Genomic DNA, 26,514 nt, shown 5'->3' with positions numbered 1-26,514 from the left:
ACCCAATCAATTTATGGACCCTGAGCCTCAAACCCCCGCTAGCCTTACCCTTGAACAGTGCATTGAAGAAATAGCGCAAAAATTAGAGGCTGCTGATTTGCACTATGGCCACGGTGCTATTGATGCTGATAGCGAGGCACTCTGGATTTGTAGCAAACATTTAGGTCTTAGCCCCACCGATGCCTTGCAAGCATTAGATCAAGTGATGGGCGCCGAACCATACGCACAGGCGCTTGTGACAGCAGAAACCCGCATCACTAGTCGCAAGCCCTTGGCTTATATCCTGGGAGAAGCTTGGCTCATGGGCATTCCCTTCTATAGCAGTGAGCAAAGCATCGTGCCGCGCTCTTGGATAGCTGAACTCATCGTCGATGGGAGTTTAGAACCTTGGTTGCCAGCCGCTGGTACAGCCTTAGATCTATGTACCGGGAATGGCTCTCTCGCCATCTTGCTAGCCTTAACTTGTCCCGATATTCACGTGAGTGCTTGTGATCTCAGTCTTCCAGCACTGGCGCTTGCCTCACGCAATCTGGATCGTCATGGTCTTAGCTCTCAAGTAGAGTTATTCAATGGTGACTTATGGGATGCGCTACCAGAGCCCAATGACGACAATCTGTTTGACCTCATTATTTGCAATCCCCCTTATGTCAATGCGCATTCCATGAGTGCCTTACCAGCCGAATATCAAGCAGAACCTGCTTTGGCATTAGCTGGTGGAGAAGATGGCATGGACTTGATTCGGAAAATTATTGCTTCCGCCCCAGACTATCTGGCCGAGCGTGGCGCTATTCTGATTGAAATTGGCAATGAGTACGAATACTTTAAAAAAGCCTTTCCACAGATTCCGGTGATTTGGATGGAGGTCTCTGCGGGAGACAAGCAAGTATTGTTAATTCAAGCAGAAGACTTGCACTAAGTTTTAGGATAATTCGATAGCAGCAGCTATCGCCTGATCAATGCGTTCTACCGGAATGACTTTTAATCCTGCGATCTTGCTTTTGGGCATATTGGCTTTTGGAATAATAGCCACCGTAAAGCCCAGCTTCGCAGCTTCCTTTAGACGTTCTTGACCGCGTGGGCATGGACGAATCTCTCCCGCCAAACCGACCTCACCGAACACAATTAATTCTTTAGGCAGGGCCTTATTGCGCAAGGAAGATTGAATAGCTAACAATACGGCTAAGTCAGCCGCTGGTTCAGAAATCTTCACGCCTCCTACCGCATTGAGAAAGACATCCTGATCAAAGCAAGCAATCCCAGCGTGACGATGTAGCACTGCCAATAACATGGCTAAGCGGTGTTGCTCAAGACCAACTGCCAGCCTCCGTGGATTGGGCACATGGGCTGTATCGACTAAAGCCTGAATTTCAACCAAAAGTGGACGGCTACCTTCTTGGGTAACGAGAACACAGGCACCCGGAACCATTTCTGCATGTTGCGACAAAAAGATGGCAGAGGGATTGGCAACCCCACGCAAGCCTTTTTCAGTCATAGCAAATACGCCCAATTCATTAACAGCGCCAAAGCGATTCTTAATAGAGCGCACCAAGCGGAAAGAAGAGTGGGTATCACCCTCGAAATACAGTACCGTATCCACGATGTGCTCAAGCACTCGCGGACCTGCTAAATGACCATCTTTAGTGACATGCCCAACCATCAGCACGCATATGCCACTGGATTTTGCAGCTCTGGTCAACTGCGCTGCGCACTCTCTTACTTGAGCCACGGAGCCAGGCGCAGAGCTGAGTACATCGGAATATAAAGTCTGAATCGAATCCACCACCAAGACTTGGGGTTTTACTGTCTCCATAATAGATAACAATTTTTCCAGCTGAATTTCCGCCAACACCTCCAATTGAGGTGCGTCTAGGGAAATCCGTTTTGCTCTCAGGGCAATTTGTGAAGCGGACTCTTCACCACTGCTGTACAACACACCCATGCCTGCAGAACTCATTTCTGCACACGCTTGAAGCAATAGGGTTGATTTACCGATTCCGGGATCGCCGCCTAAGAGCACTACTCCGCCAGGAACTAAGCCCCCACCGAGGACGCGATCAAACTCTTCGACTCCCGTACTAAATCGCGGCAAGTCTTCAGCGGTAATGGCGGATAGTTTTTGCCTAGGCAACGCTTGGGCCAATCCCTGAAATCGAGAATTCGAGCTTACCTCTGGCAAGCCCTCCTCAAGAGTATTCCACTCCTGACAACTGGGGCACTGTCCCTGCCATTTGGCGGAGGTTCCGCCGCAAGATTGGCAGATGTAAACGGTTTTTATTTTCGCCACAGAATTAATCTAGTTGAGTGCCGGCTTTATTCTCTTGCGAACGCTTAGCCGCATCCTTACGGCGCTGCTCTAAGTCTGCTGCGCGCGCGGCTGCATCCTTTTGCTTGTCTTCATACTCTTTTTGGTTAGTAGCCCGATCTGCCGCTTTTTCTGGAGATGCGCGCTCAGCAATCTTCTTGGCATCACGCTGATCCTTGAGGCTTGTTCGTAATGCTCTTTGCGCTTCGTGCAATCGCACCTGCTGCTCGCGAATAGGGTCAATCTCTTTGCGATAGAGTGCACGAGCTTCTTTGAGGCAATCATTAACCCAATACGTTTGATAGCAATTGTGCACCGAGGTTCCCCAGCGATACTTAGCCCAATCGCGTTGCAGTTCAAGCTCTTGATCAATCTTATCGAGTTGAGCCAGTTCATCCTCTTGAGCAGGCGTCGCCATGGCCAAACCACTCCATGCGCAAAGGAATAAGGCTGCCCAAAGAGCGGCCAAGAAGCGCCAAGAGAAATCCAATTTCAAATTTCAACCTTTGCGCCTAGCTCAACCAAGCGGTTCGCTGGAATCTTAAAGAAGTCTGATTGACGTGCGGCATTTTGATACATCCATGCATACAAATGCTCACGCCAAATAGCCATACCTGGGAGCGAGGTTGGAATAATGGTATCCCTTGAAAGAAAGTAGGAAGTTTGCATCCGATCCATCTTCAGGCCAAACTGGGATTCCAGTAAATCCAAAATTTGATTGGAGTCGGGGGTTTCTTTAAAGCCATACACCGCCCTCACTACATAAATATTGGGAGCCAGCTCTTTCAGTGTCAAGCGCTGACTATCATTCACAAACGGGATATCCCAAATACTAATTTTCATGAAAAACACGCGTTCATGGAGGATATGATTGTGCTTTAAGTTGTGCAAGAACGAAACGGGCAAATAGTCTACATGGGCCGTTAAGAAAATTGCCGTGCCTTCAACGCGATGTGGAGGATTTTGGAGCAAAGAGGTGATGAATGTATCTAAACGAATACCGTCATCCAAAGCGCGCTTACGCAGAATTTGACGCCCCTGATACCAGGTGATCATGAGCAAGAAGCACGCCGAGCCGATAACGATGGGGAACCAACCGCCATCAAGAATTTTACTGAGATTGGAGGCGAAAAATCCGAGATCAACAATCAGGAATAAACCGATCACGGCCGTAACCAAGAAAGTATTCCATTTCCAGACCGCTTTCATTACCACCGCTGCCAGCAAGGTAGTCATCAACATCGTAGTAGAGACCGCAATGCCATAAGCAGATGCCAGATTCTCTGATTTTTTGAAGGCCAAAACAATGGCGATCACGACAAAACATAAAATCCAATTAATTAACGGCACATAAATTTGCCCCTTCTCCTTCTCCGACGTAAAAGAGATCTTCATGCGAGGCAAAAAGCCTAGCAAGATCGCTTCACTTGTCATGGAGTAAGCTCCCGAGATACATGCCTGCGAGGCAATCACCGTCGCCACTGAAGCTAGGATTACCAAGGCGAGGGTGTAAGCCTCCGGCACCATCAGAAAAAATACATTGGATAGCGTTTCAGGATGCGTCAGCAACAATGCGCCCTGACCAAAGTAGTTAATGACCAAGCAAGGCATCACCAGTAAAAACCAAGCAAACTTAATTGGCTTGATCCCAAAATGCCCCATGTCGGCATACAAGGCCTCCGCCCCAGTCAATACCAAGAAAATAGATCCAGTGACAATAAAAGCAATGGCTGAATCTTTCACCATGAAATCAAACGCGTACATAGGATTGAAGGCCGCCAAAATCTCAGGGGCATTTTGAATTTGATAGAGCCCCATTACTGCCAGCGAGCCAAACCAAGCTAGCATGATCGGCCCGAAAAGCGCACCAACAATGCCAGTCCCCTTTTTCTCAAAAACAAATAAGGCTAAAAGTATGACGATAGTTAGGGGCAAGACGTAAGGCGTAAAGTTGGTAGACACCACTTCCGTACCTTCAATTGCCGATAAAACGGAGATGGCCGGCGTAATCACAGCATCGCCGTAAAAAAGACAGGCTCCGAGTACACCAGTGATCATCAATAATACAGATCTCTTTGAGCCTGATTTGGCGGTACGCAATGCGAGGGCCATCAAAGACAAAATGCCGCCTTCGCCATGGTTGTTAGCACGCATCACAAAGAGCACGTACTTTAGAGACACCACCACCACAAATGCCCAAAACACCATGGATATGACTCCAAAGATAGACTCAGTCGTCATTGGAATGCCATGCACGGGATCAAAGCAGGCCTTTAAAGCGTACAAAGGACTTGTGCCAATATCGCCAAACACAATTCCAATTGCCCCCAAAGCCAAGGCTGCTAAGCTGCCCTTCTTGTGACCTTCTTCGTGTTCAATTTCAACGGGTCGTAATAATTCAGAGTTTGAAAAATCAGGATTACTAACTGACATATTCTGGCCTTATTCAAGATTGATGCTGAGCTTTGTTGCGTGGCAATATATTACTCCTTCTAAAGCGCCTTTTAAGGAAGTTCCCTCCCAAAAAAGCAACCCAGTATCAATGCTTCCTTAAAGGAACCCTAGACAGAGTAGGTAGATAAGTGCTATGATGTCAGACTCAGACGCGGGGTGGAGCAGTCTGGCAGCTCGTCGGGCTCATAACCCGAAGGTCGTAGGTTCAAATCCTGCCCCCGCAACCAGTATTACAGCGCTAAGCCCTTATTTATAAGGGCTTTTTGCTTTTCTGACTTCGCTGTAAAAGGGGTTAAGCCCCTAGAACAGCCTTATTTAAGGCCTTAGAGAGAACATCAAACCGCTTTTTAGCTAATGACGTAGGTATCAAATACTTCCTTCTCGCGTCAGCCTGATCAATTCTCACGCTGAGGTATCCGTTAGCCGTTAATCTTTTAATTCGATTATGTATAGTGGCTTGAGAGCCTAATTGGGACAAAGCCAGCATCTCACCAATTTGCACATGGGTTCCACTCAAAGCGTTGATAGCAATTCTATCAAGGAGATGCGCCTCTAAGTCGTCTAACTCGGGCGATAGCTTCATTAAGCCAATACTTTCCACCAACTGAATAAACCTCAAATATGAAGGCAACTCTTTCTTAAATCTAGTGTTTTCCATGATGTTTATAAATTCCATGTTTAATATAATAATTATTCATTGATAAAGGGTATCCATTGAAGCAACCAGCCTTTCAATTTCAAACGATTATTTTTGAATTGTCTCTTAGTGCTATTTTATACACTTTGTTCTATTTTTTGAATTTATGGCTGACTAGTAGGATTTCACCAGAGGTTGGTGCTCACTGGATTTTTATTCCAGCCGGTATCTCTCTCCTTCTTTCGCTAGTCCTTCCCATCACAGGCCCATTAGGCATTACGTTAGCCGTATTTCCAATTGCTTACTTGGTACGCTTTCCAGGCGAGCTTATTCCATCAATAGGAATTGCCATCATCGCAGGTTTTGCCCCTTACATTTCTCGACATGTGGTGGTTGATGGTTTAAAAATTAATCATGACCTTAGTAACTTATGCGTCAAAAATCTCGTTTTATGCGTCCTCATTTACTCGACCATCCGAGCAATGCTTCATCATTACTGGTACGTTTTTGTGAACCTACGAGATTTAGGCTCTGATGGACTAATAATTGAACTTGTTGGAAATTCCGTTGGAACACTGCTTGTTTTATTGGTGTTCAAGTTTTTTGCTGGCTTATATATCAATCGCAATACAAAAATCAGATAGAATAATATATAGATATTATAAATGCTTTCTATATGAAATATGTGCTGGTCCTCCTCTCACTGATTGTTCTCTCTGCTTGTTCCCCAAGATTCAAATAACTTTAGCTTTCAATGCTATGGGCATCAATCACTAGCAGTGGATAGCAAGCTAACTGAGTCAAAAGATAAAATACTGACATATCAATTCCAAAATCAGTCCTTGCCTGAGCACTCTTGCACTGCAGCTGAAAAAACAATTCAATGCTCAAAAACTCAAACTGAGGGCGACCTCAACATAAATCACTATCACATTCTTAATCGAAGCCTGGGCATGCTCTACGAATCAACTATTACGATACAAAAAATAGCAGGTGGTGAAAAAATATCTGAGGTAATTTTTCTAGGAAAATGTGACACATCAATCTTTGACTAATGTCCATACTCAGAATTAACCATCTTAAGCATCAACGGATGGATTTGTCTGGCCGACGATGCCAGATACGCAGACCCTGATCTCTTGAGGTTTTCAAGGTCCAACCTTTTTTACTGAATTCCCAAACCTGAGTTCCCGTTTTAGGAGTCTGCAGAAACGGAATGTCTAATTCCTCATAGCGTGCAGTAACAGTCGGATGCGGGTGTCCATAGCGATTGCGATATCCATTCTGCGCAAAGGCTTGATCTGGGCTCAACTTGTTTAATAGGTCCCATGATGAAGAGGTCTTACTGCCATGATGGGGCGCCATCAATATCAGGTTCTTATTTTCTAAGTTTTTTAGGTGTTGGCCGGTCAAACGCCTGACCATCTCAGCCTCCCCTTGTTTTTCAACATCGCCCGTCAACCAGAAAGAAGTGTCTTGACTACGAACTTCTAATACACAACTCATCTCATTTGGTTTTCCAGATGGATTGCTGGTGAAGTAACTTTGTTCATCAGGATGCCAAATCACAAACTCCACTTCATCCCAAACCCACGATTGCCCAAAACGACATGGAAGGCTCGGGATTTTTCTTGTGTTGAGATTGTCTAATAAAGGATTATTGGCGGGTAATGAGCCCATCATGGAATGTACCGAAATATCCTTTAAGACGGATGCCGCGCCACCAATGTGATCGCTGTCACTGTGACTGATCACCATTCGATCAATGGAGTGAATCCCTCGGCCCCGCAAAAATGGCACGATCACTCTTTGTCCGGCATCCTCTTTTTTTCCCTGACTTGGTCCGGTGTCATAGAGTAAGTTTTTGCTCTTGGTCTCTATCAACACGGCGGTCCCCTGCCCGATATCCAATACGGTAGCTCGGAATGCTCCTACGGGAAGCTTTCCCTCAATAGGCTTGATGAACACCACGGCGCATAGACTCAGACCGAATATCCTTGATTTCCGATGCATGGCTAGTGGGCCTGGACGAATAGCCAAAACAACACCAATACTTGAGATGACTAATGCCCACCACTGGGGTTGATGAGAGTGCCCCACTGACCAGCGCCAGCTCGCCATCCAAGCAAGGACAATTGCCAAATACTCTAACGAAGCGTGTGCTGCAATTAACAACCACTTACCAAGAAACTCTGGAAGCAGGGCGCCGCTTATCGCCAATGGCGTCACGATGTAACTGACCAGCGGAATGGCAAATGCATTCGCTAAGGGGGATACTACTGAAACTTGATAGAACCAATATAAGGTAAGTGGTAATAATGCCACCGTGACTACTGCTTGCACACGGCAGGCTTCAAGCAAGGCCTGCTGAGTTCTCTCTTGCCAATGCATCTCCAATTCTTTGCCAGTAGGAATTCCTAATAGACCTCCAGAGTCTTGCATGGCAAATAAGATGGCTGCGACTGCGCCAAAGGATAACCAAAAACCAGGCGTGTAAGGCGCCATCGGATCAATCAATAAAACAAATGCTAGGGCCCACCACCAAATATCAAAAGAGCGCGGGTTTCTGCCAGACCACAGGGCAAATGCAACCACTCCCACCATATACATAGTCCTCTGCGCCGGAATCTGAAAGCCCGCTAACCAGGCGTACACAAATGCGGTAATAAATCCTGAGGCAGCCGCTACCTTCGTCACTGGAATAAACAAGGGCAAGGTATTACGTCGCCAAATAAAGGCCGCAAGGCCTGCACCAAGACCCGCCAGCATAGTGACATGCAAACCAGAGATAGAGATCAGATGGCCAATACCGGTGATATTAAATACTCGCCAATCTTCCTGATCTATGGCGTTTTGATCCCCCATCACCAGCGCAGCAATGACGCCCCCGTAACGTGCACTTGGCGATAAGAGATTCTGAATCTTTTTACGAAGTTGCCAGCGACGGTATTCCATACCGAGAGCGAGCTCGAACAGCCCAATATCTTTGCCTTTGAGAAGCTCCCCAGATTTAATAGACCCACTAGCACCAAAATTTTGATGAAAGGACCAGCGCTCAAAGTCGAAGGTATGAGGATTTAAAGATCCGTAAGGTCTTTTGAGTTTCACCTTAAACAGCCAGCGCTGACCAGGTATAACTTCAGGAATAGCTTCAGGATTACGCCAGGCTGGCTGCCAGCTCAAATAGACTTGCTTGGGAAAATCATTGACTAGCTCTCGGCGCACGAAAGCCCGATCGACTGCGAAGGCAAACTTAGCTCCTGACGCATTACTTTGGGGCAAGGCATTCACGCGCCCTTCTATCGAGATCTCAGCCCCCTCAAGCGCAGAATCCAGAATATTACTTAAGCGCCCCTCAGCGTAATGTGCATTCCAAGCAAAACCCAATACGCAGAAAAAAAGTATTGCACAGAGATTGGCTGAATAGGAGGGAAGCAGCAATTTCTTACACAGAAGGAAAGCAGCGGAGCAGGTCATGCTGAATACACTGCACCAAAATTGCCATCCCTCTGGTATCGCCGATAAAAAGAGAAGGAGTGATCCCCCGGCGATAAACGCCGCAATAGCCCAGCGCAATACTTTAAGAAAGGGTAGAAGGGTTTGAGGTGTTGGCCATCAAGGCTGACCAGCGAGGGAAGGCTTGCAATGTATTGCCCCACACTGCTTTTGAGAATTCTTCGATGGGAACATTTCTTATATTGCTCAGTTCTTGCGCTATGCGAGGTAAATAAGCCGGCTCGTTAAAAAGTCCATCCTCCTCCTTCAGCCAAGCTGGGGGGATATCTGGCGCATCTGTTTCAATCACAATGCTTTCGAGGGGGAGCTCTTTTAGTAAGCGTCGAATTTGTAGTGCGCGCGCATAAGTAGCGGCTCCTCCAAAGCTCAATTTGAATCCCAAGCCGATAAATTGTTCTGCTTGTTGAATGCTGCCATTAAATGCATGAACCACCCCACTGATCTTTGCACGCAGACGCAAAGCTTTTAAGATCTGATCATGGGCTCTGCGCGAATGTAACACCACTGGCAACTGAAATTGTTCCGCTATGTCTAATTGGGCTCGAAAAATGAACTCTTGTTTTGCAACGTCGACTCCTGCCACAAAATAATCCAAACCGATCTCACCAAGACCCACAAAGCGTGGATCAGGTAAAGCATGTTCAATCTGCTTTTGGAGCATGACTAGATCATCCTCTGTTACCTGATCTACATACAGAGGATGAATACCTAGCGTGTAAACCAAACCTGGAATTTGATCGCAATGAGTAGAGGCTAAGGTCTTTAATTGCGTGCAGTCAGCCGTCGTGATCGATGGCATCAGTATGGCGTTGACGCCCTGCTGCGCTGCCCGCTCAAGCAGTTGCGGCAGCATCAAAGCAAACGTGGATGAATTTAACTGACAAAGTGTGTCAGCCCAAATGAGCCCGGCTTTCATGCTGAGAACGTCTTTAATACCCCACGCTCTAAATGCAAAATCCGGTCGCAGCGTTTTGCACGAATGGGGTCATGGGTCACGATGACAAAGGCTGTACCTTGATCACGCGCAATATCCAGCATTAAATCAAATACGCCATCAGCGGTTTCAGTATCTAAGTTTCCGGTAGGTTCATCTGCAAGAACGCAGGCGGGGTTACCTACCAAAGCTCGGGCTACCGCTACGCGTTGTCGCTCTCCTCCTGATAACTCGCCTGGGGTGTGAAGTTCGCGATGTGCCAAACCTACAGCATGCAACATCTTGCTTGCTCGCGCCAAAGCTTCAGCAGGATCTAAGCCACGAATCCGCAAGGGTAAGGCAACGTTTTCAATGGCACTGAATTCATCTAAAAGATGATGAAACTGATAAATAAATCCTAAGCTCTGATTGCGTAGACGATTTAATTTAGCCTCAGGCAAGGTATTTAAATTTTCCCCGGCCAAAATCACCGATCCAGCCGAGGGGGTATCTAGGCCTCCCAACAAGTGCAAGAGCGTGCTCTTGCCTGACCCTGATGACCCTACGATAGCGACCTTCTCCGATGGCGCCACTTGCAAATCAATCTCCTTAAGAACGGAGACCGCGGTAGAACCCTTACCGTACGTTTTGGCTAAGCCCTTGGCATCAAGGATCAGCTCATGAGAGGTATGTACTGGATTACTCATAGCGCAAAGCCTCCGCGGGCTGAACCTGAGCAGCCCTTCGGCTAGGGTAGATCGTAGCTAACACAGAGAGACCGAAGGCCATTAAACCCACGGTCAGCACATCAGAAAAGTGAACATCAGATGGAAGCTCGCTAATAAAATAGACATCGCGGGGTAAGAAACGCACCCTAAATAGGGCCTCTATCGTTGGGACAATCACATCAATATTGAGAGCTATTAAGAGACCTAGGCCAACTCCTGCCAAAGAACCCATGAGGCCAATTGCCAAACCTTGTACTAGAAAAATTCTTTGGACCAATCCAGGGCTTGCACCCATGGTCCGCAAGATGGCAATATCGGCCTGCTTTTCATTGACGGTCATCACGAGTGTGGAAACCAAGTTAAAGGCGGCAACAGCGATGATTAAGGTCAAAATGATAAACATCATTTTCTTCTCGGTTTGCACGGCTGCGAACCAATTGCGATTGGAGCGCGACCAATCCGTAATCCACAGTTGAGGAGGAAGCGCTTGCGAGAGTTCAATCGCCACCTCTGGGGCACGTTGCATATTGTCTACTTTGACTCGGAGTCCAGAGGGGTCTTGTAAACGCAATAAGGCTGCAGCATCTTTCCAATGCATGATGACCAAAGAACTATCAAACTCATAGTGCCCGCTATCCACAACACCGACTACCTGCAAGGTACGCATTCTGGGCATCGCTCCCGCAGGGGTGAGATCACTCTCGGGTACGATCAAATTGACGCGATCACCTACGTGTGCACCCATCATGTTGGCTAACTGAGCCCCTAAGGCAACACCAAAGCTCCCTGGCTGCAGATCATTAATGCTGCCAGCCACAAATTGTTTGGGCAAATCGGATACCTTACCCTCCTCAGTTGGCGATACACCACGAATCGACACGCCACGCATTGCCGAATCGCGACTTAACAGCCCTTGCGAACTCACCATAGGTGCCACGCCAATCACATGCGGCTGATTGGCTACTTTGAGAGCAAGCGGCTCCCAATTGGACAATCCATCTGGGGAAACAATTTCCACATGAGAAAGTACGGAAAGCATACGATCACGAACTTCCTTCTGAAAGCCATTCATTACGGATAGCACGACAATCAAGGAAGCCACACCCAAAGCAATCCCGGCGGTAGAAATTCCGGAGATAAAGGAGAGGAAGCCATCTCGCTTACCCACAGTCTTACGACGCTTGGAGCGGGTGTAACGCAGGCCGATTTCTAGTTCTAAAGGAAGTCTCAACATAACCACAGTGTAGACAATTGAGCAGGCATTCACATGGTTTCCACAATTGCCCCCTAAAATAAAGGGAATGACCGCGACCAAACTCCTTCCTAAGCGCTTTACCCTGATGCTTTCAGGGGAGGATGCCTACGATCTAGATGATCCTCAGCATATGGGCCCCATGAGCGGCTTACCGCATGAACGCTTTCTTCTCGGAGAAAAACTCCCTGCTGCACCCGTATTGCTACTCGGGCAGACTAATCAGGCTTTTGATCCGGATCAAAGTATTGCCTGCCTACAGCCCGTGCATTTACACGCAACCCGCGATCATCTTATTTTGATGGCACAAAGTCAGGTTGATCTGACAAGCGAAGAATCCGCCAATCTACTTAAAGTTGCCCTCCCTCTAATTGAGGAAGACTTTCAGCATCCACTCTTATTTCAGGGGAGCAGAGAGTGGTTCATTTCTGCTGGTCCTTTTGCTAGCCTAGCGACCCATTCCGTAGATCAATCCCATGGACGCAATATCGACTGGTGGATGCCACACGATACCCATGAAGTAGGCCTAGCAAAGCGTTGGCGCAAAATTCAAAATGAGATTCAGATGCTGTGGCATGTCGACCCCACAAATGAGGCGCGCGAAGCACGGGGTCTGCCTAAAATCAACTCAATTTGGTTAAGTGGCATTGGCAAGCTCAACGCAGTTGAGGCGCCTCAGGTCTTAAAGCAAAGCGCAGTCATTTATGGTGGACATCCCTTATTGGCCGGTTTAGCTAAACACCTAGGGATTCCTCATCAGCTTACGGTTGATCTTTCAGCCATGGAAAACGCATTTGCTTGGCTAGAGGATCCGGCCCAACTTTGGCCAGAGCTGCTCAAAGCTTTGGATACAAAAGCGCTCCAAGAAGTAGAAATCATTGATTTCAAAAAAGGGGCTGCGCGTCGTCGTGTTTTTACCGCAAAAGACTTAAGCACTTCTGCTTGGGCTTTTTGGCAAAAACCCAAAGTCTTGACCTGGGCTGATATTAGTCAGTCATGAGCCTTTTTCCACAGCGGCCCTACTCCGAACGCACCTCAAGCTGGTTAGAACAAAGCGGTCTGCACCCTCTGTTAGCAAGACTATTTGCCGCTCGAGGTGTCGACGCACCAGAAGAATTATCCCTTGATCTAAAGCAATTACTCTCGCCGCTCGAGCTGAAGAGCTGTGTAAGCACGGCCAGCTTACTCGCCGATATTCTGGAGCGTAAGGAACCCATATTAGTGGTGGCGGACTACGACTGTGATGGCGCTACCGCATGCGCAGTCGCTGTGCGAGGTTTGAAAATGTTGGGTGGAGAGGATGTGGCAATTCAGTTTTTAGTCCCCAATCGTTTTACGATGGGCTATGGACTAACCCCTGAGGTAGTGGAATTAGCCGCGCAACAAAACCCTAAACCCAAGTACCTCATCACTGTTGACAATGGTATTGCTAGTGAGGCCGGCGTCGATCACGCGCATGCACTGGGCATGCAAGTAATTGTGACGGACCACCACCTGCCCGGCGACCGTCTTCCACAAGCGCTCGCCATCGTCAACCCGAATCAACCTGGCTGCACCTTTCCGAGCAAAGCGTTGGCGGGTGTGGGCGTCATGTTTTACTTATTGGTAGCCCTGCGCGCTGAACTACGAAAGCGTGGCAAATTCACAGCTGCAACCCAGCCAAAAATCGAGAGTCTCTTAGATTTAGTGGCTTTGGGAACCGTTGCTGACGTGGCTCAACTGGACCGCAATAACCGCATTCTTGTTGCGAATGGCTTAAAGCGTATTCGGGCAGGAGGATCGCAAGCGGGTATTGCTGCGCTCTTTCAGGTGGCAATGCGGGATGCACTTAAAGCCAACACCTTTGATTTAGGCTTTGCAATTGGTCCTCGCCTCAATGCTGCCGGGCGACTCGCAGATATGAGCTTAGGCATCCGCTTACTAATTAGTGATCAGCCAGAACAGGCAATTGAACTGGCCCAAGAATTGGATCGCATTAATCGTGAGCGTCGCGTCATCGAAACCGGGATGCAAGAAACTGCCCTGGCGCATTTAGCGGAAGATCAATTGGCAAATACGATGGCGGAGCGGAATAGTATTTGTCTTTGGCACCCTGAGTGGCACCAGGGCGTAGTCGGCATTATTGCCTCCCGCTTGAAAGAACGCTTTAATCGCCCAGCAATTATTTTTGCTCCGGCAGATGGGTCGACTGGAGAAGAGTTACGCGGCTCGGGACGTTCGCTGACTGGCTTTCACCTGAGGGATGCGCTAGACATTGTGTCTAAGCGAGAGCCTGGCTTGATTCTTAAATTTGGTGGGCATGCGATGGCTGCAGGGCTAAGCATTAGGAAGATGGATTTTGATAAGTTTGATAACTTATTTCAACAGGTAGCTAACGAGCTACTCAACGATGAGTTGCTCGAGCGGCGCCACCCCCACGATGGCGCTTTAGCTGCCTCCGAATTAACTCCCGAAATAGGCGACCTGTTAGCCGAAGAAATTTGGGGGCAAGGTTTTCCACAGCCCTTGTTTTATGGCGAGTTCGAAATTGCTCAACAAAGTTTGATGAAAGAAAAGCATTTGCGTCTGCAAATGCGCCCCTTAGGTAATGGGGAGTCCCTCAGCAAACCCTTGACAGGAGTTTGGTTCAACCGCACACAAACCTTACCTAAGCGGGCCAAGTTGGCCTATCGCATAGTGACTGACCGCTATCAAGGGGTAGCGCGGGTGCAGTTGATGATCGAAGCGCATGATGACAGCGAATTGGCTGTAGGCAAATAACCCCCTTATAATTGAGGGATGGAAGCCGAACAACTCAATACTATTTCTAATACCCTTTCCGACCTGCTCGTTCGTGAGCAAGCGCTTCGGGGGTATCTTTGACTTCGAAGTAAAGTCACGTCGCCTTACCGAAGTCAATTCGATTCTTGAGGATCCCACCATTTGGGATGATCAAAAGAAAGCCCAAGCCCTCGGCAAAGAAAAGAAAATGCTCGATGGGGTGGTAGCTACCCTCTCCGACCTCAATAGCAATCTCATTGGTGCCATCGAATTATTTGATATGGCCAAAGAAGAGGATGATTTTGAGACTATCACTGCCATTGCGCATGATGTTGAAAGCTATAGCAAGACGGTTGGTGATTTAGAGTTCCGCCGTATGTTCCACAATGAGATGGATCCATGCAGTTGCTTTATCGATATTCAGGCGGGTGCGGGTGGTACTGAAGCCTGTGATTGGGCCAGCATGCTCTTTCGTCAATATCTGAAATACTGTGAACGCAAGGGCTATAAAACGGAAATTCTAGAAGAATCTGATGGTGATGTTGCTGGCATTAAAAGCGCCACCATCAAAGTCGATGGTGAATATGCCTATGGTCATCTGCGTTCAGAAACCGGCGTTCATCGCTTAGTCCGCAAGTCTCCTTTTGATTCCTCCAACGGGCGCCATACTTCCTTCGCCAGTATCTATGTCTATCCTGAGATCGATGATTCGATTGAGATAGATGTCAATCCTGCGGACATCCGAACAGATACCTACCGCGCGTCGGGTGCTGGTGGTCAGCATATTAATAAAACGGACTCCGCTGTCCGTTTAACGCACTTGCCCACCGGCATCGTTGTGCAGTGCCAAAACGACCGCAGTCAACACCGCAATCGTGCGGAAGCCATGACGATGCTGAAATCGCGCTTGTACGAACACGAAATGCAAAAACGCCGAGTAGAACAAGACAAGTTAGAGGCGAGCAAAACCGATGTGGGTTGGGGTCATCAAATCCGCTCCTATGTGCTAGACCAAAGTCGTATTAAAGATTTGCGTACCAATGTAGAGATCTCCAATACTCAAAAAGTATTGGATGGTGATTTGGACGCTTTCATTGAAGCCAGCCTGAAACAAGGCGTATAAACCCATTTTCGTGATACTGAAGATATGAACGATAAAGCCACTCCACCCAATACTACCGAAGCACTGGATGAGAACCACATCATCTCGGAACGCCGTGAGAAATTAGTGCAACTTCGCAAAGGAGGCATTGCCTTCCCAAATGATTTTGTGCCTACCCACTTAGCAACGGATCTGCATACTCACTATGACAGCTTGAGCAAAGAGGAATTGGCAGAGAAAAAGATTTCTGTCAAAGTGGCGGGACGCATGGTTCTCAAACGGGTCATGGGCAAGGCTAGCTTTGCGACGATTCAGGATCGGACTGGCCAGATTCAGTTTTATATTAGTGATGAGCTCAGTGGCGCCGATATTCATAATGCATTTAAGCATTGGGACATGGGTGACTTTATTGCCGCCGAAGGCAATCTCTTTAAAACCAATAAAGGCGAGCTCTCTGTCGAATGCAGTCAGCTGCGCTTGCTGAGCAAATCATTGCGCCCCCTGCCAGACAAGTTTCATGGTCTGTCTGATCTGGAAACAAAATACCGTCAGCGTTACGTCGACCTTATCGTCAATCCTGAAAGTCGCAATACTTTTAAGGCCCGTAGCAAGGCAATTGCTTCTTTGCGGAATCATATGCTCGAGGCGGATTTCATGGAAGTGGAAACGCCGATGCTGCACCCTATTCCTGGCGGCGCTACGGCTAAGCCTTTCACTACGCATCACAATGCTTTAGACATGCAGATGTTTTTGCGCATCGCGCCTGAGTTGTATCTCAAGCGCTTAGTCGTGGGTGGCTTTGAACGTGTCTTTGAAATTAATCGCAACTTCCGCAATGAAGGCGTTAGCCCGCGTCACAACCCTGAGTTCACGATGATGGAGTTCTATGCGGCCTACACGGATTACCGTTGGTTGATGGACTTTACTGAGGGCTTAATTCGTGCAGCGGCAGTCGATGCCCAAGGCACTGCTGTATTAAGCCATCAAGGTCGTGAATTAGATTTAAGCAAACCGTTTCACCGCCTTTCTATTAGCGAGGCGATTTTGCAATATGCTCCGCAGTCCAATAAAACCTACCAAGCCGCTCAATTAGAAGATGCCGATTTTATTCGTGGTGAGCTAAAAAAAGGTGGGGAAAATCCTGACAGCCCAACCTTGAAAAATGCCGGTCTCGGCGCACTTCAGCTCGCCTTATTTGAACTGGTAGCGGAAGAGCATCTCTGGGAACCAACTTTCATCATCGATTACCCCATTGAAGTCAGTCCGCTTGCCCGTGAATCCGATACCCGGCCTGGCATCACCGAGCGCTTTGAGTTGTTCATTACCGGTCGTGAGATTGCCAATGGCTTTTCAGAGTTAAACGATGCTGAAGATCAAGCCAATCGTTTCCGTAAGCAAGTAGCTCAAAAAGAAGCGGGTGATGAAGAGGCCATGTACTTTGACCATGATTTCATTCGTGCCCTTGAGTACGGCATGCCCCCAACTGGTGGTTGCGGTATCGGTATTGACCGCTTGGTAATGCTCTTAACTGATTCCCCCAATATTCGCGATGTGATCTTGTTTCCGCATTTACGGCGCGAAGAGGAGTAAGTCTAAGTTAGTGGTTTAGCTGGCGTTGCGGGTGCGGGCTTTTTCATTAGGGTGAGCGAGAGCACCACTAAAAATCCACCAAACCACAGCAAAGACCATTCGGGCACTTGCAAACCTAAAATGGCTGGCAGTTGCGCAGAGCAAAGGCCATCCGCCTTGAATAACATGGGAAAACTCTTTGCCAATTGAAAGCGATTGATCCAAGTTTCTAAAGGATCAATGCCGCAAGAAGATGCTGGATGCGATAAGAGCCAAACCTGATGAGCCGCTACTGAAAACCCATAAATAGCCGTCATGAGTGCGAGCACATGAAAGTACATTCTCAGGGAAACTGTGTTGGCAGCTAGTAGGCAAAATAAGGCAATTCCTAAGTAACCTACTCTTTGCAAAACACATAAAGGGCAAGGCAAAAAGCTGACTCCCTGATAGCCTACCTGTTGCAAGATGACCGCGAAGATCACTAGGGACAAACTGCTTAAGGCGAGAACATAGTATTGACTTGGCTTCATGCTTAGATAATAGTCAAAAGTGCAAAAGCACTCAGGAATTAGATCTTTATTACTAAAAGTTGCTTTGATATAAGAACTTAATCCAACATTGCGCAATTGGTATGGGTATTTATGAGGATAATCAAGCCTTTGCAACATTTATTAAGTTGATTAAGTTTTTTCTATGGCCTCATATCACACCGAAACCGTTCTCTCCGTTCACCATTGGAACGACACCCTGTTTAGCTTTACCACCACCCGCAATCAAGGTTTGCGCTTTCGGAGTGGGCACTTTCTCATGATTGGTTTAGAGGTTGATGGCAAGCCTTTAGTGCGAGCCTACAGCGTGGCCAGCCCTAACTATCAAGAGCATTTAGAGTTTCTCAGCATCAAGGTGCAAGATGGTCCACTTACTTCGCGCTTGCAAAAGATTCAGGTGGGCGACCCTATTTTGGTAAGTCAAAAGTCCGTTGGCACTTTGGTCATTGATGACTTAAATCCAGGAAAACATCTCTACCTCTTGAGTACTGGCACAGGATTGGCGCCGTTCATGAGCATCATTCGAGATCCCGATACCTACGACAAATTTGAAAAAGTTGTGCTCGTACACGGTGTGCGTCTAGTGAACGAATTGGCTTACAGTGAGTACATCAAAGAAGATCTCAGCCAAGATGAATTCTTGGGCGACATCATTCGTGAAAAACTAATTTATTACCCCACGGTTACTAGAGAAGCCTTCAAACAAACAGGTCGCCTCACTACCGCTATCGAATCAGGTCAGCTCTTCAAGGATATTGGCCTGCCTCCTTTAGATCCTGCAGTGGATCGCGCAATGATTTGCGGCAGCCCCTCCATGCTGAAAGAAACCTGTGACATGCTTGATGCCAAGGGCTTCAAGGTCTCGCCCAGCTTGGGGCATTTAGGCGATTACGTCTTTGAGCGGGCGTTTGTTGAGAAGTAATTCTAGAAGTAGCTTTGGGGTATGAAAGCTATATACCCAAAAGTAATGTAGATATCGCTATATATTCCTTGTGGATATATAGATACCTTAGTAAATTGTCCATAACGGCCTATTTACTAAGGAATCGAAATGTCTCCGGTGCGCATTCAGTACAACCCCATCATTACCCAGCTTCTACGTGAGCATGATCAACTGCCCCACGACAGGGTCGCGGAGCGCAAAAGCTTTCAACGCAAGATTCTGTTTCTGATGGACATGATCAAGTTTTCAGAAGACGAGGCCGCATTCGCTTAAGTTTGCGAGACCTAACCATGCTGGAATTTTTCTTAAACTCTTCTCAATACATTATTTCGGGCGCGCTAGTAGGCCTCCTAGTCGGCATGACTGGCGTTGGCGGCGGCTCATTAATGACCCCCTTACTAACGATTATTTTCGGGGTTGCGCCTGCTACAGCCGTCGGTACTGATCTCGCCTTTGCAGCGATTACCAAAGGCTTCGGTACCGCAGCGCATCGCCTCCATGGCAATGTGCGCTGGGATATTGTGAAACTGCTGTGCATTGGTAGCTTGACTACTGCCGTGCTCTCTATTTTGGTACTGAAATTTGTTGGGCCAGTTTCGAAGGACTGGAATCATGTCATCAGCTTAGCCATTGGCGTTTCTGTTTTATTGACAGCGGCATCACTCCTCTTCCGTGCGAAGATTCTACGGTGGGTAAAAGACCATCCTCAGCGTTTACCTAGAGGTGGCCATCTCAAGATAGCCACTATCTTGGTAGGAGCGATCATTGGTGTTTTGGTCACCATTTCTTCGATTGGGGCTGGCGCTATTGGAGCCACACTCATCCTCTTGCTCTACCCACACTTAAAAGCATCAGAGGTTGCTGGCACAGATATTGCTTATGCAGTACCGCTGACTGCCCTAGCTGGTTTAGGCCACTGGTGGCTTGGCAATGTCCATTTTGATTTGCTCTTCGGATTATTAATTGGCTCTGTACCTGCCATTTGGTTGGGCGCCAAGTTAACCAGTATTGTTTCCGAGCGGGTTGCGAGAACAACCTTGGCTGGCACGCTTTTTCTCGTGGGAATTAAACTAGTTTCATCATGATGTCACCAAAGTTTTGGACCATACCTAAGAGCACTCTTACTGCGCAACAACTGGCTGAGAAGTCTGCCATTCTTCAAGGTCGCTTGACTGCAATTACGGCACGTTTTAGTGACGTACGTTTTGCAACCAGCTTAGCTGCCGAAGATATGGTGATTACCGCTGCCATAGTCAAAGCCAAAGTGGCTATTCATTTATTTACTTTGGCCACCGGTCGACTCCATCAAGCCACGGTGGATATGGTGAACACGACCGAAGCGCATTATGGCGTTCAGATCTTAAAAGTCTATCCAGAAGAGAGCGATGTGGAAGCCTTTGTGGATCAATACGGCATGAATGGCTTTTATGATGGCGAAGAGGCTAAGAAAGCCTGTTGTGGTGCTCGTAAGATTAAACCCTTAAATAGCGCCCTGCTTGGTGCAGATGCATGGCTCACAGGTCAAAGACGCGAGCAATCCACTACCCGCACCGAGCTGCATTTTGAGGAACTAGACGATGCTCGCGGGATCGCCAAGTTCAACCCCTTGTTCGACTGGACTGAAAGCGATGTTTGGGCCTATATTCAGCAAGAATTGGTACCCATTCATCCACTCCATTTGCAGGGCTACCCTAGTATTGGCTGTGAACCATGCACGCGTCCAGTCAAGCAAGGTGAAGATATTCGCGCGGGTCGTTGGTGGTGGCTACAGAGCGATAGTAAAGAGTGCGGCCTGCACGCAAACAAATAATCAATAAGAAAAAAAGTGGGTATGTTAGAAACAAAATTATTGGATGATCACTTGGACTGGCTTGAAGCAGAGTCGATTTTCATCATCCGCGAAGTGGTGGCTCAATGCGCTAATCCTGCAATGCTCTTCTCGGGCGGCAAGGATTCGATTGTGATGTTCCACTTGGCGCGTAAGGCGTTTCAATTTGGCGATCGGCCAGTAAAGCTACCCTTCCCCATTTTGCATATTGATACTGGGCACAACTATCCAGAGGTCATTGCATTTCGGGATCAGGTGGTTGTCGATACAGGGGTAAAACTGATCGTTGGGCACGTAGAAGACTCCATTAAAAAGGGGACTGTGCGCCTGCGCAAGGAAACAGATTCTCGCAATGCGGCGCAAGCAGTCACCTTATTAGAAGCTATCGCAGAATATGAATTTGATGCCTTAATGGGTGGTGCACGGCGTGATGAAGAAAAGGCGCGCGCTAAGGAGCGCATCTTTTCTTTCAGAGATGAATTTGGTCAATGGGACCCTAAGGCGCAACGGCCTGAACTGTGGAAGCTCTATAACGCCCGCATTGCTCAAGGAGAGAATATGCGCGTCTTCCCAATCTCCAACTGGACTGAACTCGATATTTGGCAATATATTTCTCGCGAGCGCTTGGAGCTCCCCAGCATTTATTACACCCACCAACGTGAGGTTGTTAAGAAAAATAACCTGCTAGTTCCTGTCACCAATATCACTCCGAAGGCCGCTGGTGAGATTAGCGAGATGCTAGATGTGCGTTTTCGCACTGTGGGCGACATTAGCTGCACTTGCCCAGTGTTGAGTACGGCAAGCAATCCCATCGAGATCATTGCAGAAACCGCCATTACTGAAATTACGGAGCGCGGCGCCACTCGAATGGACGATCAAACAAATGAGGCCTCTATGGAGCGTCGCAAAAAAGAGGGTTACTTCTAATGACGCAAGTAAGCAAGAACACGACACACCAAAATGTGGTCCGTTTCATTACTGCCGGCAGCGTTGATGATGGCAAGAGCACCTTAATCGGCCGCTTACTGTTTGATACCAAATCGATTTTGGTAGATCAGCTTGAGTCCCTGGCGAAAACGAAACACGCCCGCGTGACCTCTGCTGATGCAGGAGTCGATCTTGCTCTTTTGACAGATGGCTTAGAAGCGGAACGCGAACAAGGTATTACTATTGATGTGGCGTATCGCTATTTTTCAACACCTAAACGCAAGTTCATCGTGGCCGATGCTCCAGGGCACGAGCAATACACCCGCAACTTAGTCACCGGCGCCTCTCAATCTGATGTTGCCGTTATCTTGGTTGATGCGAGTCGCGTGGATTTCAACTCCACGCCAGCCACCTTATTAGCCCAAACCAAGCGTCATGCCGCTATCGTTTATTTGCTCGGACTACGCCACATCGTGTTTGCGGTAAACAAAATGGATTTATTTGACTTTGATGAAAGTATTTTCAATTCCATCACCACCGCCGTTACTGAATTAAGCGAAAAAATTGGCTTGCCCAAGCCCACGCTGATTCCTATCTCTGCCTTGCTGGGTGCAAATGTGGTTAAGGCTAGCAAAGATACTCCCTGGTATTCAGGTCCGACACTATTGGAGTGGTTGGAGTGCCTAGATACCAGCCCCCAGTCTGAAAAAATAGCTTTACGTTTTCCGGTTCAATATGTGGCGCGTCAGGATGGCAGTGCCTCAGACGATTTCCGGGGCTATCTTGGACAGATAGAATCCGGCAGTATTCATAAAGGTCAAAAGATTCGTGTGCTGCCTAGCAATACTGAGGCTACCGTTGCTGAGATATATCTTGGCAATCAGTCAAATCGTGGGCAGTCCACTGCCAATAATGCGGTGGAATCCGCTAAGACAGGGGATGCGGTAGCCATTCGTTTACTGGAAGATATTGATGTATCGCGCGGCTGCCTCTTCATTAGTACAGATGACGCGACGCCCCCTACCCTGAGTAAGCAGATTTCTGCGGACCTCTGCTGGCTTGATAGCGAGCCGCTTTCCCTGAGTCGAAAATATGCTTTGCAGCACACTACCAATACCGTTGGCGCCAAAGTAAAAGAGATTCGGCAAGTTCTAGACGTGCACACCTTATCCCATGCCAGCTCTACGCATCCTCTAAAGACGAATGAGATTGGCAAAATTGATTTGGTCCTACAAAAGCCCATTGCCGCAGATCTTTTTACTCAATCGCAAGCGACCGGTGCATTTATTTTGATTGATGAAGCTACAAACCATACTGTGGCGGCTGGCATGATCAGGGCGACTACCCCACTTTAGGAACTGAAGCGTTTTCTGCAAAGAAAAAAGCCACCCCGAGGGATGGCTTAAAAGAAAACTATGGAGGTACTACCTAAAGAATGAACTACCCAGTCATACTACTGACTTATTTCTTTACTCACAATATGATCGGCGTAATTTAGGTGCACGCTGCTCTAAATTGGTGCAGCCCGTGTGATGAAATTAATGATTCTCTTTAGCGTGATTAACGGTGTATTTTGGAATCTCGATCACCAAATTCTCACGGGCAACAATCGCCTGGCAAGATAAGCGAGATTGAGGATTCAAACCCCAAGCACGGTCAAGCAAGTCTTCTTCATTCTCATCGGGTGCATTGAGACTCTGAAAACCCTCTTTCACAATGACATGGCAGGTAGTGCAAGCGCACACCATATCGCAAGCATGTTCAATGGGAATATTGTTTTCCAATAAAGCTTCGCAAATAGAAGTTCCAGGGCTAACTTCAACTACCGCGCCTTCGGGGCAATATTCACTATGAGGTAGAACAACAATCTGGGTCATCTTCGTAATTCTCTTTTCTTAAATTTCTGCAACATTCTTACCGGCCAAAGCCTTCTGAATACTCGCATTCATACGCATTTGTGCAAAATCGTCCGTTGCCTTGGCTGCGTGATCTACGGCTTTGCGTAATACATCACTATCACTTTCTTCAATCAGGATTTTTTGCAAGGTCGCCATTGCTTGGTCCACTACCACTTGCTCCTCTTGGTTTAGCAAAGAGCGGTCGCTAGCTAAGGCACTTTGCACTGCATCTAGCAAGCGCTGCGCATTGACCTGCTCTTCGCGTAAGGACCTAGCTACGAGATCTACTTGAGCGGAAGCAAAGCCATCTTGCAGCATGCGAGTAATCTCCGCATCGGTTAAGCCATAGGAGGGCTTGATATCAATTGAGGCATGCACACCAGAAACCTGCTCGGTCGCACTGACTGAAAGCAAGCCATCCGCATCCACCTGAAAGGTCACCCGAATACGAGCAGCGCCGGCGGCCATCGGTGGGATGCCACGTAATTCAAATTTACCTAATGAGCGGCAGTCTTGCGCTAACTCGCGTTCGCCCTGCACTACCTGAATTGCCAAAGCCGTTTGACCATCTTTAAAGGTCGTGAAATCCTGTGCGCGTGCAACAGGAATGGGGGTGTTGCGAGGAATAATTTTTTCTACCAAACCACCCATCGTTTCAATACCTAGCGAGAGCGGAATGACATCCAGCAAGAGCCACTCATCGTCTTTACTTTGATTGCCAGCGAGCAAATCAGCCTGCATTGCCGCGCCTAAGGCAACTACTTGATCTGGATTGAGATTATTTAAAGGCTTTGTGCCAAAGAGTTCCTCGACGGCACGCTGCACTTGGGGCATGCGCGTTGCACCACCCACCATGACCACACCCTTGACTTCATCGGGCTTCAGGCCAGCATCACGCAAGGCTTTTTTCACTGCAACCACCGTTTTATGAATCAGGGTCTGCGTAATCTCAAAGAATTGCGCTTGGCTTACACCGACATTGACTACGGTGCCATCGGAGAGTGTTTCGTGAACGCGTGCCAAGGGGTTGTGACTCAATTGCTCTTTGGCATGCTTGCAAGCTAGTAGCAATTTGCGGTGATCATGAATAGAGATCGGCGGTAATTTCGCTTGCTCAAGCACCCAGCAATACAGGCGATGATCAAAATCATCCCCACCAAGAGCGGAGTCTCCCCCAGTAGATAAAACCTCAAACACCCCTCTGCTCATGCGCAGAATAGAGATATCAAAGGTGCCGCCACCCAAGTCATAGACAGCATAGATACCCTCGGAAGCATTATCCAAACCGTAGGCTATGGCAGCTGCAGTAGGTTCATTGAGCAGACGCAGGACTTCAATGCCTGCCAACTTAGCCGCATCTTTAGTCGCTTGACGCTGTGCATCATCGAAGTACGCTGGCACGGTAATCACTGCGCCAACGATCTCATCATTGACGGAGTCTTCAGCCAATTGTCTTAGGCGCGCTAAGATCTCCGCCGAAACCTCAATGGGACTTTTATCCCCCGCAACAGTTCGAAGCTTCAACATCCCCGGCTCGTCGACAAAGTCGTAAGGGGCATCTTCTAAATGGGCTACATCACTAATCCCACGACCCATAAAGCGCTTTACTGAAGCGATAGTATTTTTAGGATCGGAAACCATGTTTTCCAAAGCCTCAAAGCCAGCTTGTGTGCGGCCATTAGGTAAGTAGCGTACTACGGAGGGAAGCAATTCTCGACCTGCGGCATCTGGGAGTACTTTTGGTAGCGCATCGCGCACAATCGCCACTAAGGAATTGGTCGTACCCAAGTCGATGCCAACGGCAATGCGCCTTTGATGTGGGGCGAGCGATTTACCGGGTTCGGAGATTTGTAATAAAGCCATGGGGATCGAGTGTAAATCTAATTGAATGTGTCTATTGCATCATCAAGTTCAACAGCGAACTTATCGATGAAAAGCAAGCCGCGCAATAATTCGGCGGCACGCTGATAATTTTTGGCTGAGTCAATGGCTTGGCGGATTTCGGCAAGGGTATCTTTTTTGGATTGCTCAACCTCTGCCTGCAAGGCTTCTAAGGAATTCAGATTCTGGGCATGCTCATCTAGGCTTTCACGCCAATCCATTTGCTTCATTAAAAAAGCGGCTGGCATGGCGGTATTGGTTTCTAGGTGAGCATCAACTCCATGCAGCTTGCAAAGATACAAGCCACGTAAAGTAGGATTTTTCAAAGTTTGTAGGGCGGTATTCGCAAGGGTCGTCATCTGCATTGCGAGGCGCTGATCGGCTTCACTGCCACGCGAGTGGCGATCAGGATGAACTTCTTTCTGTATTGCTAGATAAGCCAGGTCTAAGGCAGGCAAGTCAATGTGAAATTGCTGATCTATCCCGAAGAAACGAAAGTAATCGTCAGACGCGGAAGGATTCACCGCAACCACACTCATCTTTGACGTTCGGGTTTTGAAACTTAAAGCCCTCGTTCAATCCTTCGCGTACAAAATCCAATTCTGTTCCATCTATATAAGCCAAGCTTTTTGGATCTACAAATACCTTAATGCCATGCGACTCGAAGAGCGTGTCTTCAGCAGCAGGTTCATCGACATATTCCAATTGATAGGCTAAGCCAGAGCAGCCAGTGGTACGCACACCGAGGCGTAAGCCACAGCCCTTGCCGCGCTTTTCTAAATTGCGGTTGATGTGCACTGCCGCTTTATCCGTTAGGGTAATTGCCATGATGAATTTACTTTTTCTAAAATCCTTGAGATTACTTAGCGGGATGCTTTTCTTTGTAATCTTTCACTGCCGCTTTGATCGCATCTTCAGCCAATATAGAGCAGTGAATCTTTACTGGTGGCAAGGCCAATTCTTCGGCGATTAAAGAGTTCTTGATTTCTAAAGCCTGGTCAAGCGTTTTGCCCTTCACCCACTCTGTAACTAAAGAAGAAGAGGCAATTGCAGAGCCACAACCGTAAGTCTTGAATTTAGCATCTTCGATCACGCCTTGGTCATTCACGCGAATTTGAAGCTTCATAACGTCGCCACATGCAGGTGCACCCACCATGCCTGTTCCAACTTGATCATCGTTCTTTTCAAATGAGCCCACATTGCGTGGATTTTCATAATGGTCGATTACTTTATCGCTATATGCCATGGTATTTTCT

26 protein-coding genes and 1 tRNA gene are annotated in these 26,514 nt (G+C 47.7%); 13 read left to right on the top strand and 14 right to left on the bottom strand.

Going from position 1 to position 26,514, the window contains the following annotated elements:
- The first annotated feature begins 13 nt into the window (after positions 1-13).
- The gene (gene prmB / locus CP950_RS02975; RefSeq protein WP_096672336.1) at positions 14-916 is read left to right on the top strand and encodes a 50S ribosomal protein L3 N(5)-glutamine methyltransferase; all 903 of its coding nucleotides are present in this window, start codon (positions 14-16) and stop codon (positions 914-916) included.
- Positions 917-919: 3 nt separating this feature from the next.
- On the opposite strand, the gene radA is transcribed toward prmB, so the two are convergent.
- The 3 genes from radA to CP950_RS02960 are packed head-to-tail and all read right to left on the bottom strand — an operon-like array spanning position 920 to position 4,735.
- Positions 920-2,284, bottom strand: coding sequence for a DNA repair protein RadA (gene radA / locus CP950_RS02970; protein WP_096672335.1), 1,365 nt, complete (start codon positions 2,282-2,284; stop codon positions 920-922).
- A 4-nt stretch (positions 2,285-2,288) separates the two neighbouring features.
- Positions 2,289-2,798, bottom strand: coding sequence for an efflux RND transporter periplasmic adaptor subunit (locus tag CP950_RS02965; RefSeq protein WP_096672334.1), 510 nt, complete (start codon positions 2,796-2,798; stop codon positions 2,289-2,291).
- Complete coding sequence (locus CP950_RS02960) at positions 2,795-4,735, bottom strand: potassium transporter Kup (protein WP_096672333.1); 1,941 nt, start codon at positions 4,733-4,735, stop codon at positions 2,795-2,797. The genes CP950_RS02965 and CP950_RS02960 overlap by 4 nt, the downstream gene beginning before the upstream one ends.
- A gap of 171 nt (positions 4,736-4,906) precedes the next feature.
- Between CP950_RS02960 and CP950_RS02955 the strand changes: the two genes are divergently transcribed.
- Positions 4,907-4,983, top strand: a tRNA-Met gene (locus CP950_RS02955).
- 65 nt (positions 4,984-5,048) lie between these two features.
- Here CP950_RS02955 and CP950_RS02950 read toward each other — a convergent pair.
- On the bottom strand, positions 5,049-5,414 hold the full coding sequence (locus tag CP950_RS02950; protein WP_133092078.1) for a hypothetical protein: 366 nt from the start codon (positions 5,412-5,414) through the stop codon (positions 5,049-5,051).
- 56 nt (positions 5,415-5,470) lie between these two features.
- Between CP950_RS02950 and CP950_RS02945 the strand changes: the two genes are divergently transcribed.
- Positions 5,471-6,037 carry a hypothetical protein gene (locus tag CP950_RS02945; protein ID WP_096672331.1) on the top strand — a complete coding sequence of 189 codons (567 nt, stop codon included), beginning with the start codon at positions 5,471-5,473 and terminating at the stop codon, positions 6,035-6,037.
- A gap of 442 nt (positions 6,038-6,479) precedes the next feature.
- Here CP950_RS02945 and CP950_RS02940 read toward each other — a convergent pair whose 3' ends face one another.
- The 4 genes from CP950_RS02940 to CP950_RS02925 are packed head-to-tail and all read right to left on the bottom strand — an operon-like array spanning position 6,480 to position 11,781.
- On the bottom strand, positions 6,480-8,969 hold the full coding sequence (locus CP950_RS02940; RefSeq protein WP_243391898.1) for a DNA internalization-related competence protein ComEC/Rec2: 2,490 nt from the start codon (positions 8,967-8,969) through the stop codon (positions 6,480-6,482).
- Positions 8,970-8,973: 4 nt separating this feature from the next.
- Positions 8,974-9,825, bottom strand: a complete 852-nt coding sequence (locus tag CP950_RS02935; protein WP_243391897.1) for a TatD family hydrolase — start codon at positions 9,823-9,825, stop codon at positions 8,974-8,976.
- Positions 9,822-10,529, bottom strand: a complete 708-nt coding sequence (locus CP950_RS02930) for an ABC transporter ATP-binding protein (protein ID WP_096672330.1) — start codon at positions 10,527-10,529, stop codon at positions 9,822-9,824. Before CP950_RS02930 ends, CP950_RS02935 begins: the two co-directional genes overlap by 4 nt.
- Entirely contained in the window at positions 10,522-11,781 is a 1,260-nt protein-coding gene (locus CP950_RS02925) for a lipoprotein-releasing ABC transporter permease subunit (RefSeq protein WP_243391911.1), read from the bottom strand. Before CP950_RS02925 ends, CP950_RS02930 begins: the two co-directional genes overlap by 8 nt.
- 70 nt (positions 11,782-11,851) lie before the next feature.
- Here CP950_RS02925 and CP950_RS02920 point away from each other — a divergent pair, with 70 nt between their 5' ends.
- The 4 genes from CP950_RS02920 to lysS all read left to right on the top strand — a co-directional run bounded on the left by CP950_RS02920 (position 11,852) and on the right by lysS (position 17,254).
- The gene (locus tag CP950_RS02920; protein WP_243391896.1) at positions 11,852-12,802 is read left to right on the top strand and encodes a hypothetical protein; all 951 of its coding nucleotides are present in this window, start codon (positions 11,852-11,854) and stop codon (positions 12,800-12,802) included.
- A complete protein-coding gene (recJ, locus tag CP950_RS02915; protein WP_096672328.1) occupies positions 12,799-14,562 on the top strand; it encodes a single-stranded-DNA-specific exonuclease RecJ in 1,764 nt (587 codons plus the stop codon). The genes CP950_RS02920 and recJ overlap by 4 nt, the downstream gene beginning before the upstream one ends.
- Before the next feature lie 18 nt (positions 14,563-14,580).
- Positions 14,581-15,685 (top strand): peptide chain release factor 2 gene (gene prfB, locus CP950_RS02910; RefSeq protein WP_207760181.1). Its coding sequence is split into 2 segments (ribosomal slippage): positions 14,581-14,652 and positions 14,654-15,685, totalling 1,104 coding nucleotides; the frame shifts between segments, so codons are not numbered across the junction.
- Between the two features lie 24 nt (positions 15,686-15,709).
- Positions 15,710-17,254 (top strand): lysine--tRNA ligase, encoded by a 1,545-nt coding sequence (gene lysS, locus CP950_RS02905; RefSeq protein WP_096672326.1) that lies wholly within the window; start codon positions 15,710-15,712, stop codon positions 17,252-17,254.
- A gap of 2 nt (positions 17,255-17,256) precedes the next feature.
- On the opposite strand, the gene CP950_RS02900 is transcribed toward lysS, so the two are convergent.
- A complete protein-coding gene (locus CP950_RS02900; protein ID WP_096672432.1) occupies positions 17,257-17,763 on the bottom strand; it encodes a disulfide bond formation protein B in 507 nt (168 codons plus the stop codon).
- 163 nt (positions 17,764-17,926) lie between these two features.
- Here CP950_RS02900 and CP950_RS02895 point away from each other — a divergent pair, with 163 nt between their 5' ends.
- The 6 genes from CP950_RS02895 to CP950_RS02875 all read left to right on the top strand — a co-directional run bounded on the left by CP950_RS02895 (position 17,927) and on the right by CP950_RS02875 (position 22,834).
- Positions 17,927-18,703 carry a ferredoxin--NADP reductase gene (locus CP950_RS02895; RefSeq protein WP_096672325.1) on the top strand — a complete coding sequence of 259 codons (777 nt, stop codon included), beginning with the start codon at positions 17,927-17,929 and terminating at the stop codon, positions 18,701-18,703.
- Positions 18,704-18,832: 129 nt separating this feature from the next.
- Positions 18,833-18,997 (top strand): hypothetical protein, encoded by a 165-nt coding sequence (locus CP950_RS09915; RefSeq protein ID WP_165766397.1) that lies wholly within the window; start codon positions 18,833-18,835, stop codon positions 18,995-18,997.
- A gap of 17 nt (positions 18,998-19,014) precedes the next feature.
- The gene (locus tag CP950_RS02890) at positions 19,015-19,809 is read left to right on the top strand and encodes a sulfite exporter TauE/SafE family protein (protein ID WP_096672324.1); all 795 of its coding nucleotides are present in this window, start codon (positions 19,015-19,017) and stop codon (positions 19,807-19,809) included.
- Positions 19,806-20,534 carry a phosphoadenylyl-sulfate reductase gene (locus tag CP950_RS02885; RefSeq protein WP_096672323.1) on the top strand — a complete coding sequence of 243 codons (729 nt, stop codon included), beginning with the start codon at positions 19,806-19,808 and terminating at the stop codon, positions 20,532-20,534. Before CP950_RS02890 ends, CP950_RS02885 begins: the two co-directional genes overlap by 4 nt.
- A 21-nt stretch (positions 20,535-20,555) precedes the next feature.
- On the top strand, positions 20,556-21,479 hold the full coding sequence (gene cysD / locus CP950_RS02880; protein WP_096672322.1) for a sulfate adenylyltransferase subunit CysD: 924 nt from the start codon (positions 20,556-20,558) through the stop codon (positions 21,477-21,479).
- Complete coding sequence (locus CP950_RS02875; protein WP_096672321.1) at positions 21,479-22,834, top strand: sulfate adenylyltransferase subunit 1; 1,356 nt, start codon at positions 21,479-21,481, stop codon at positions 22,832-22,834. The genes cysD and CP950_RS02875 overlap by 1 nt, the downstream gene beginning before the upstream one ends.
- Positions 22,835-23,017: 183 nt before the next feature.
- On the opposite strand, the gene fdx is transcribed toward CP950_RS02875, so the two are convergent.
- Genes fdx through iscU form a run of 5 tightly spaced genes read right to left on the bottom strand, consistent with a single transcriptional unit; the run spans position 23,018 to position 26,504 of the window.
- On the bottom strand, positions 23,018-23,356 hold the full coding sequence (gene fdx, locus CP950_RS02870) for an ISC system 2Fe-2S type ferredoxin (protein WP_096672320.1): 339 nt from the start codon (positions 23,354-23,356) through the stop codon (positions 23,018-23,020).
- An 18-nt stretch (positions 23,357-23,374) separates the two neighbouring features.
- Entirely contained in the window at positions 23,375-25,240 is a 1,866-nt protein-coding gene (gene hscA / locus CP950_RS02865) for a Fe-S protein assembly chaperone HscA (protein ID WP_096672319.1), read from the bottom strand.
- A 17-nt stretch (positions 25,241-25,257) separates the two neighbouring features.
- Positions 25,258-25,782, bottom strand: coding sequence for a Fe-S protein assembly co-chaperone HscB (hscB, locus tag CP950_RS02860; RefSeq protein WP_243391895.1), 525 nt, complete (start codon positions 25,780-25,782; stop codon positions 25,258-25,260).
- On the bottom strand, positions 25,763-26,086 hold the full coding sequence (gene iscA / locus CP950_RS02855) for an iron-sulfur cluster assembly protein IscA (protein WP_096672317.1): 324 nt from the start codon (positions 26,084-26,086) through the stop codon (positions 25,763-25,765). The genes hscB and iscA overlap by 20 nt, the downstream gene beginning before the upstream one ends.
- A gap of 31 nt (positions 26,087-26,117) precedes the next feature.
- Complete coding sequence (gene iscU / locus CP950_RS02850) at positions 26,118-26,504, bottom strand: Fe-S cluster assembly scaffold IscU (RefSeq protein ID WP_096672316.1); 387 nt, start codon at positions 26,502-26,504, stop codon at positions 26,118-26,120.
- Positions 26,505-26,514 lie beyond the last annotated feature (10 nt).

The organism is Polynucleobacter meluiroseus, assembly GCF_900205755.1.
Classification (GTDB): Bacteria; Pseudomonadota; Gammaproteobacteria; order Burkholderiales; family Burkholderiaceae; genus Polynucleobacter; species Polynucleobacter meluiroseus.
This window is presented reverse-complemented; position numbering and strand designations above follow the sequence as displayed.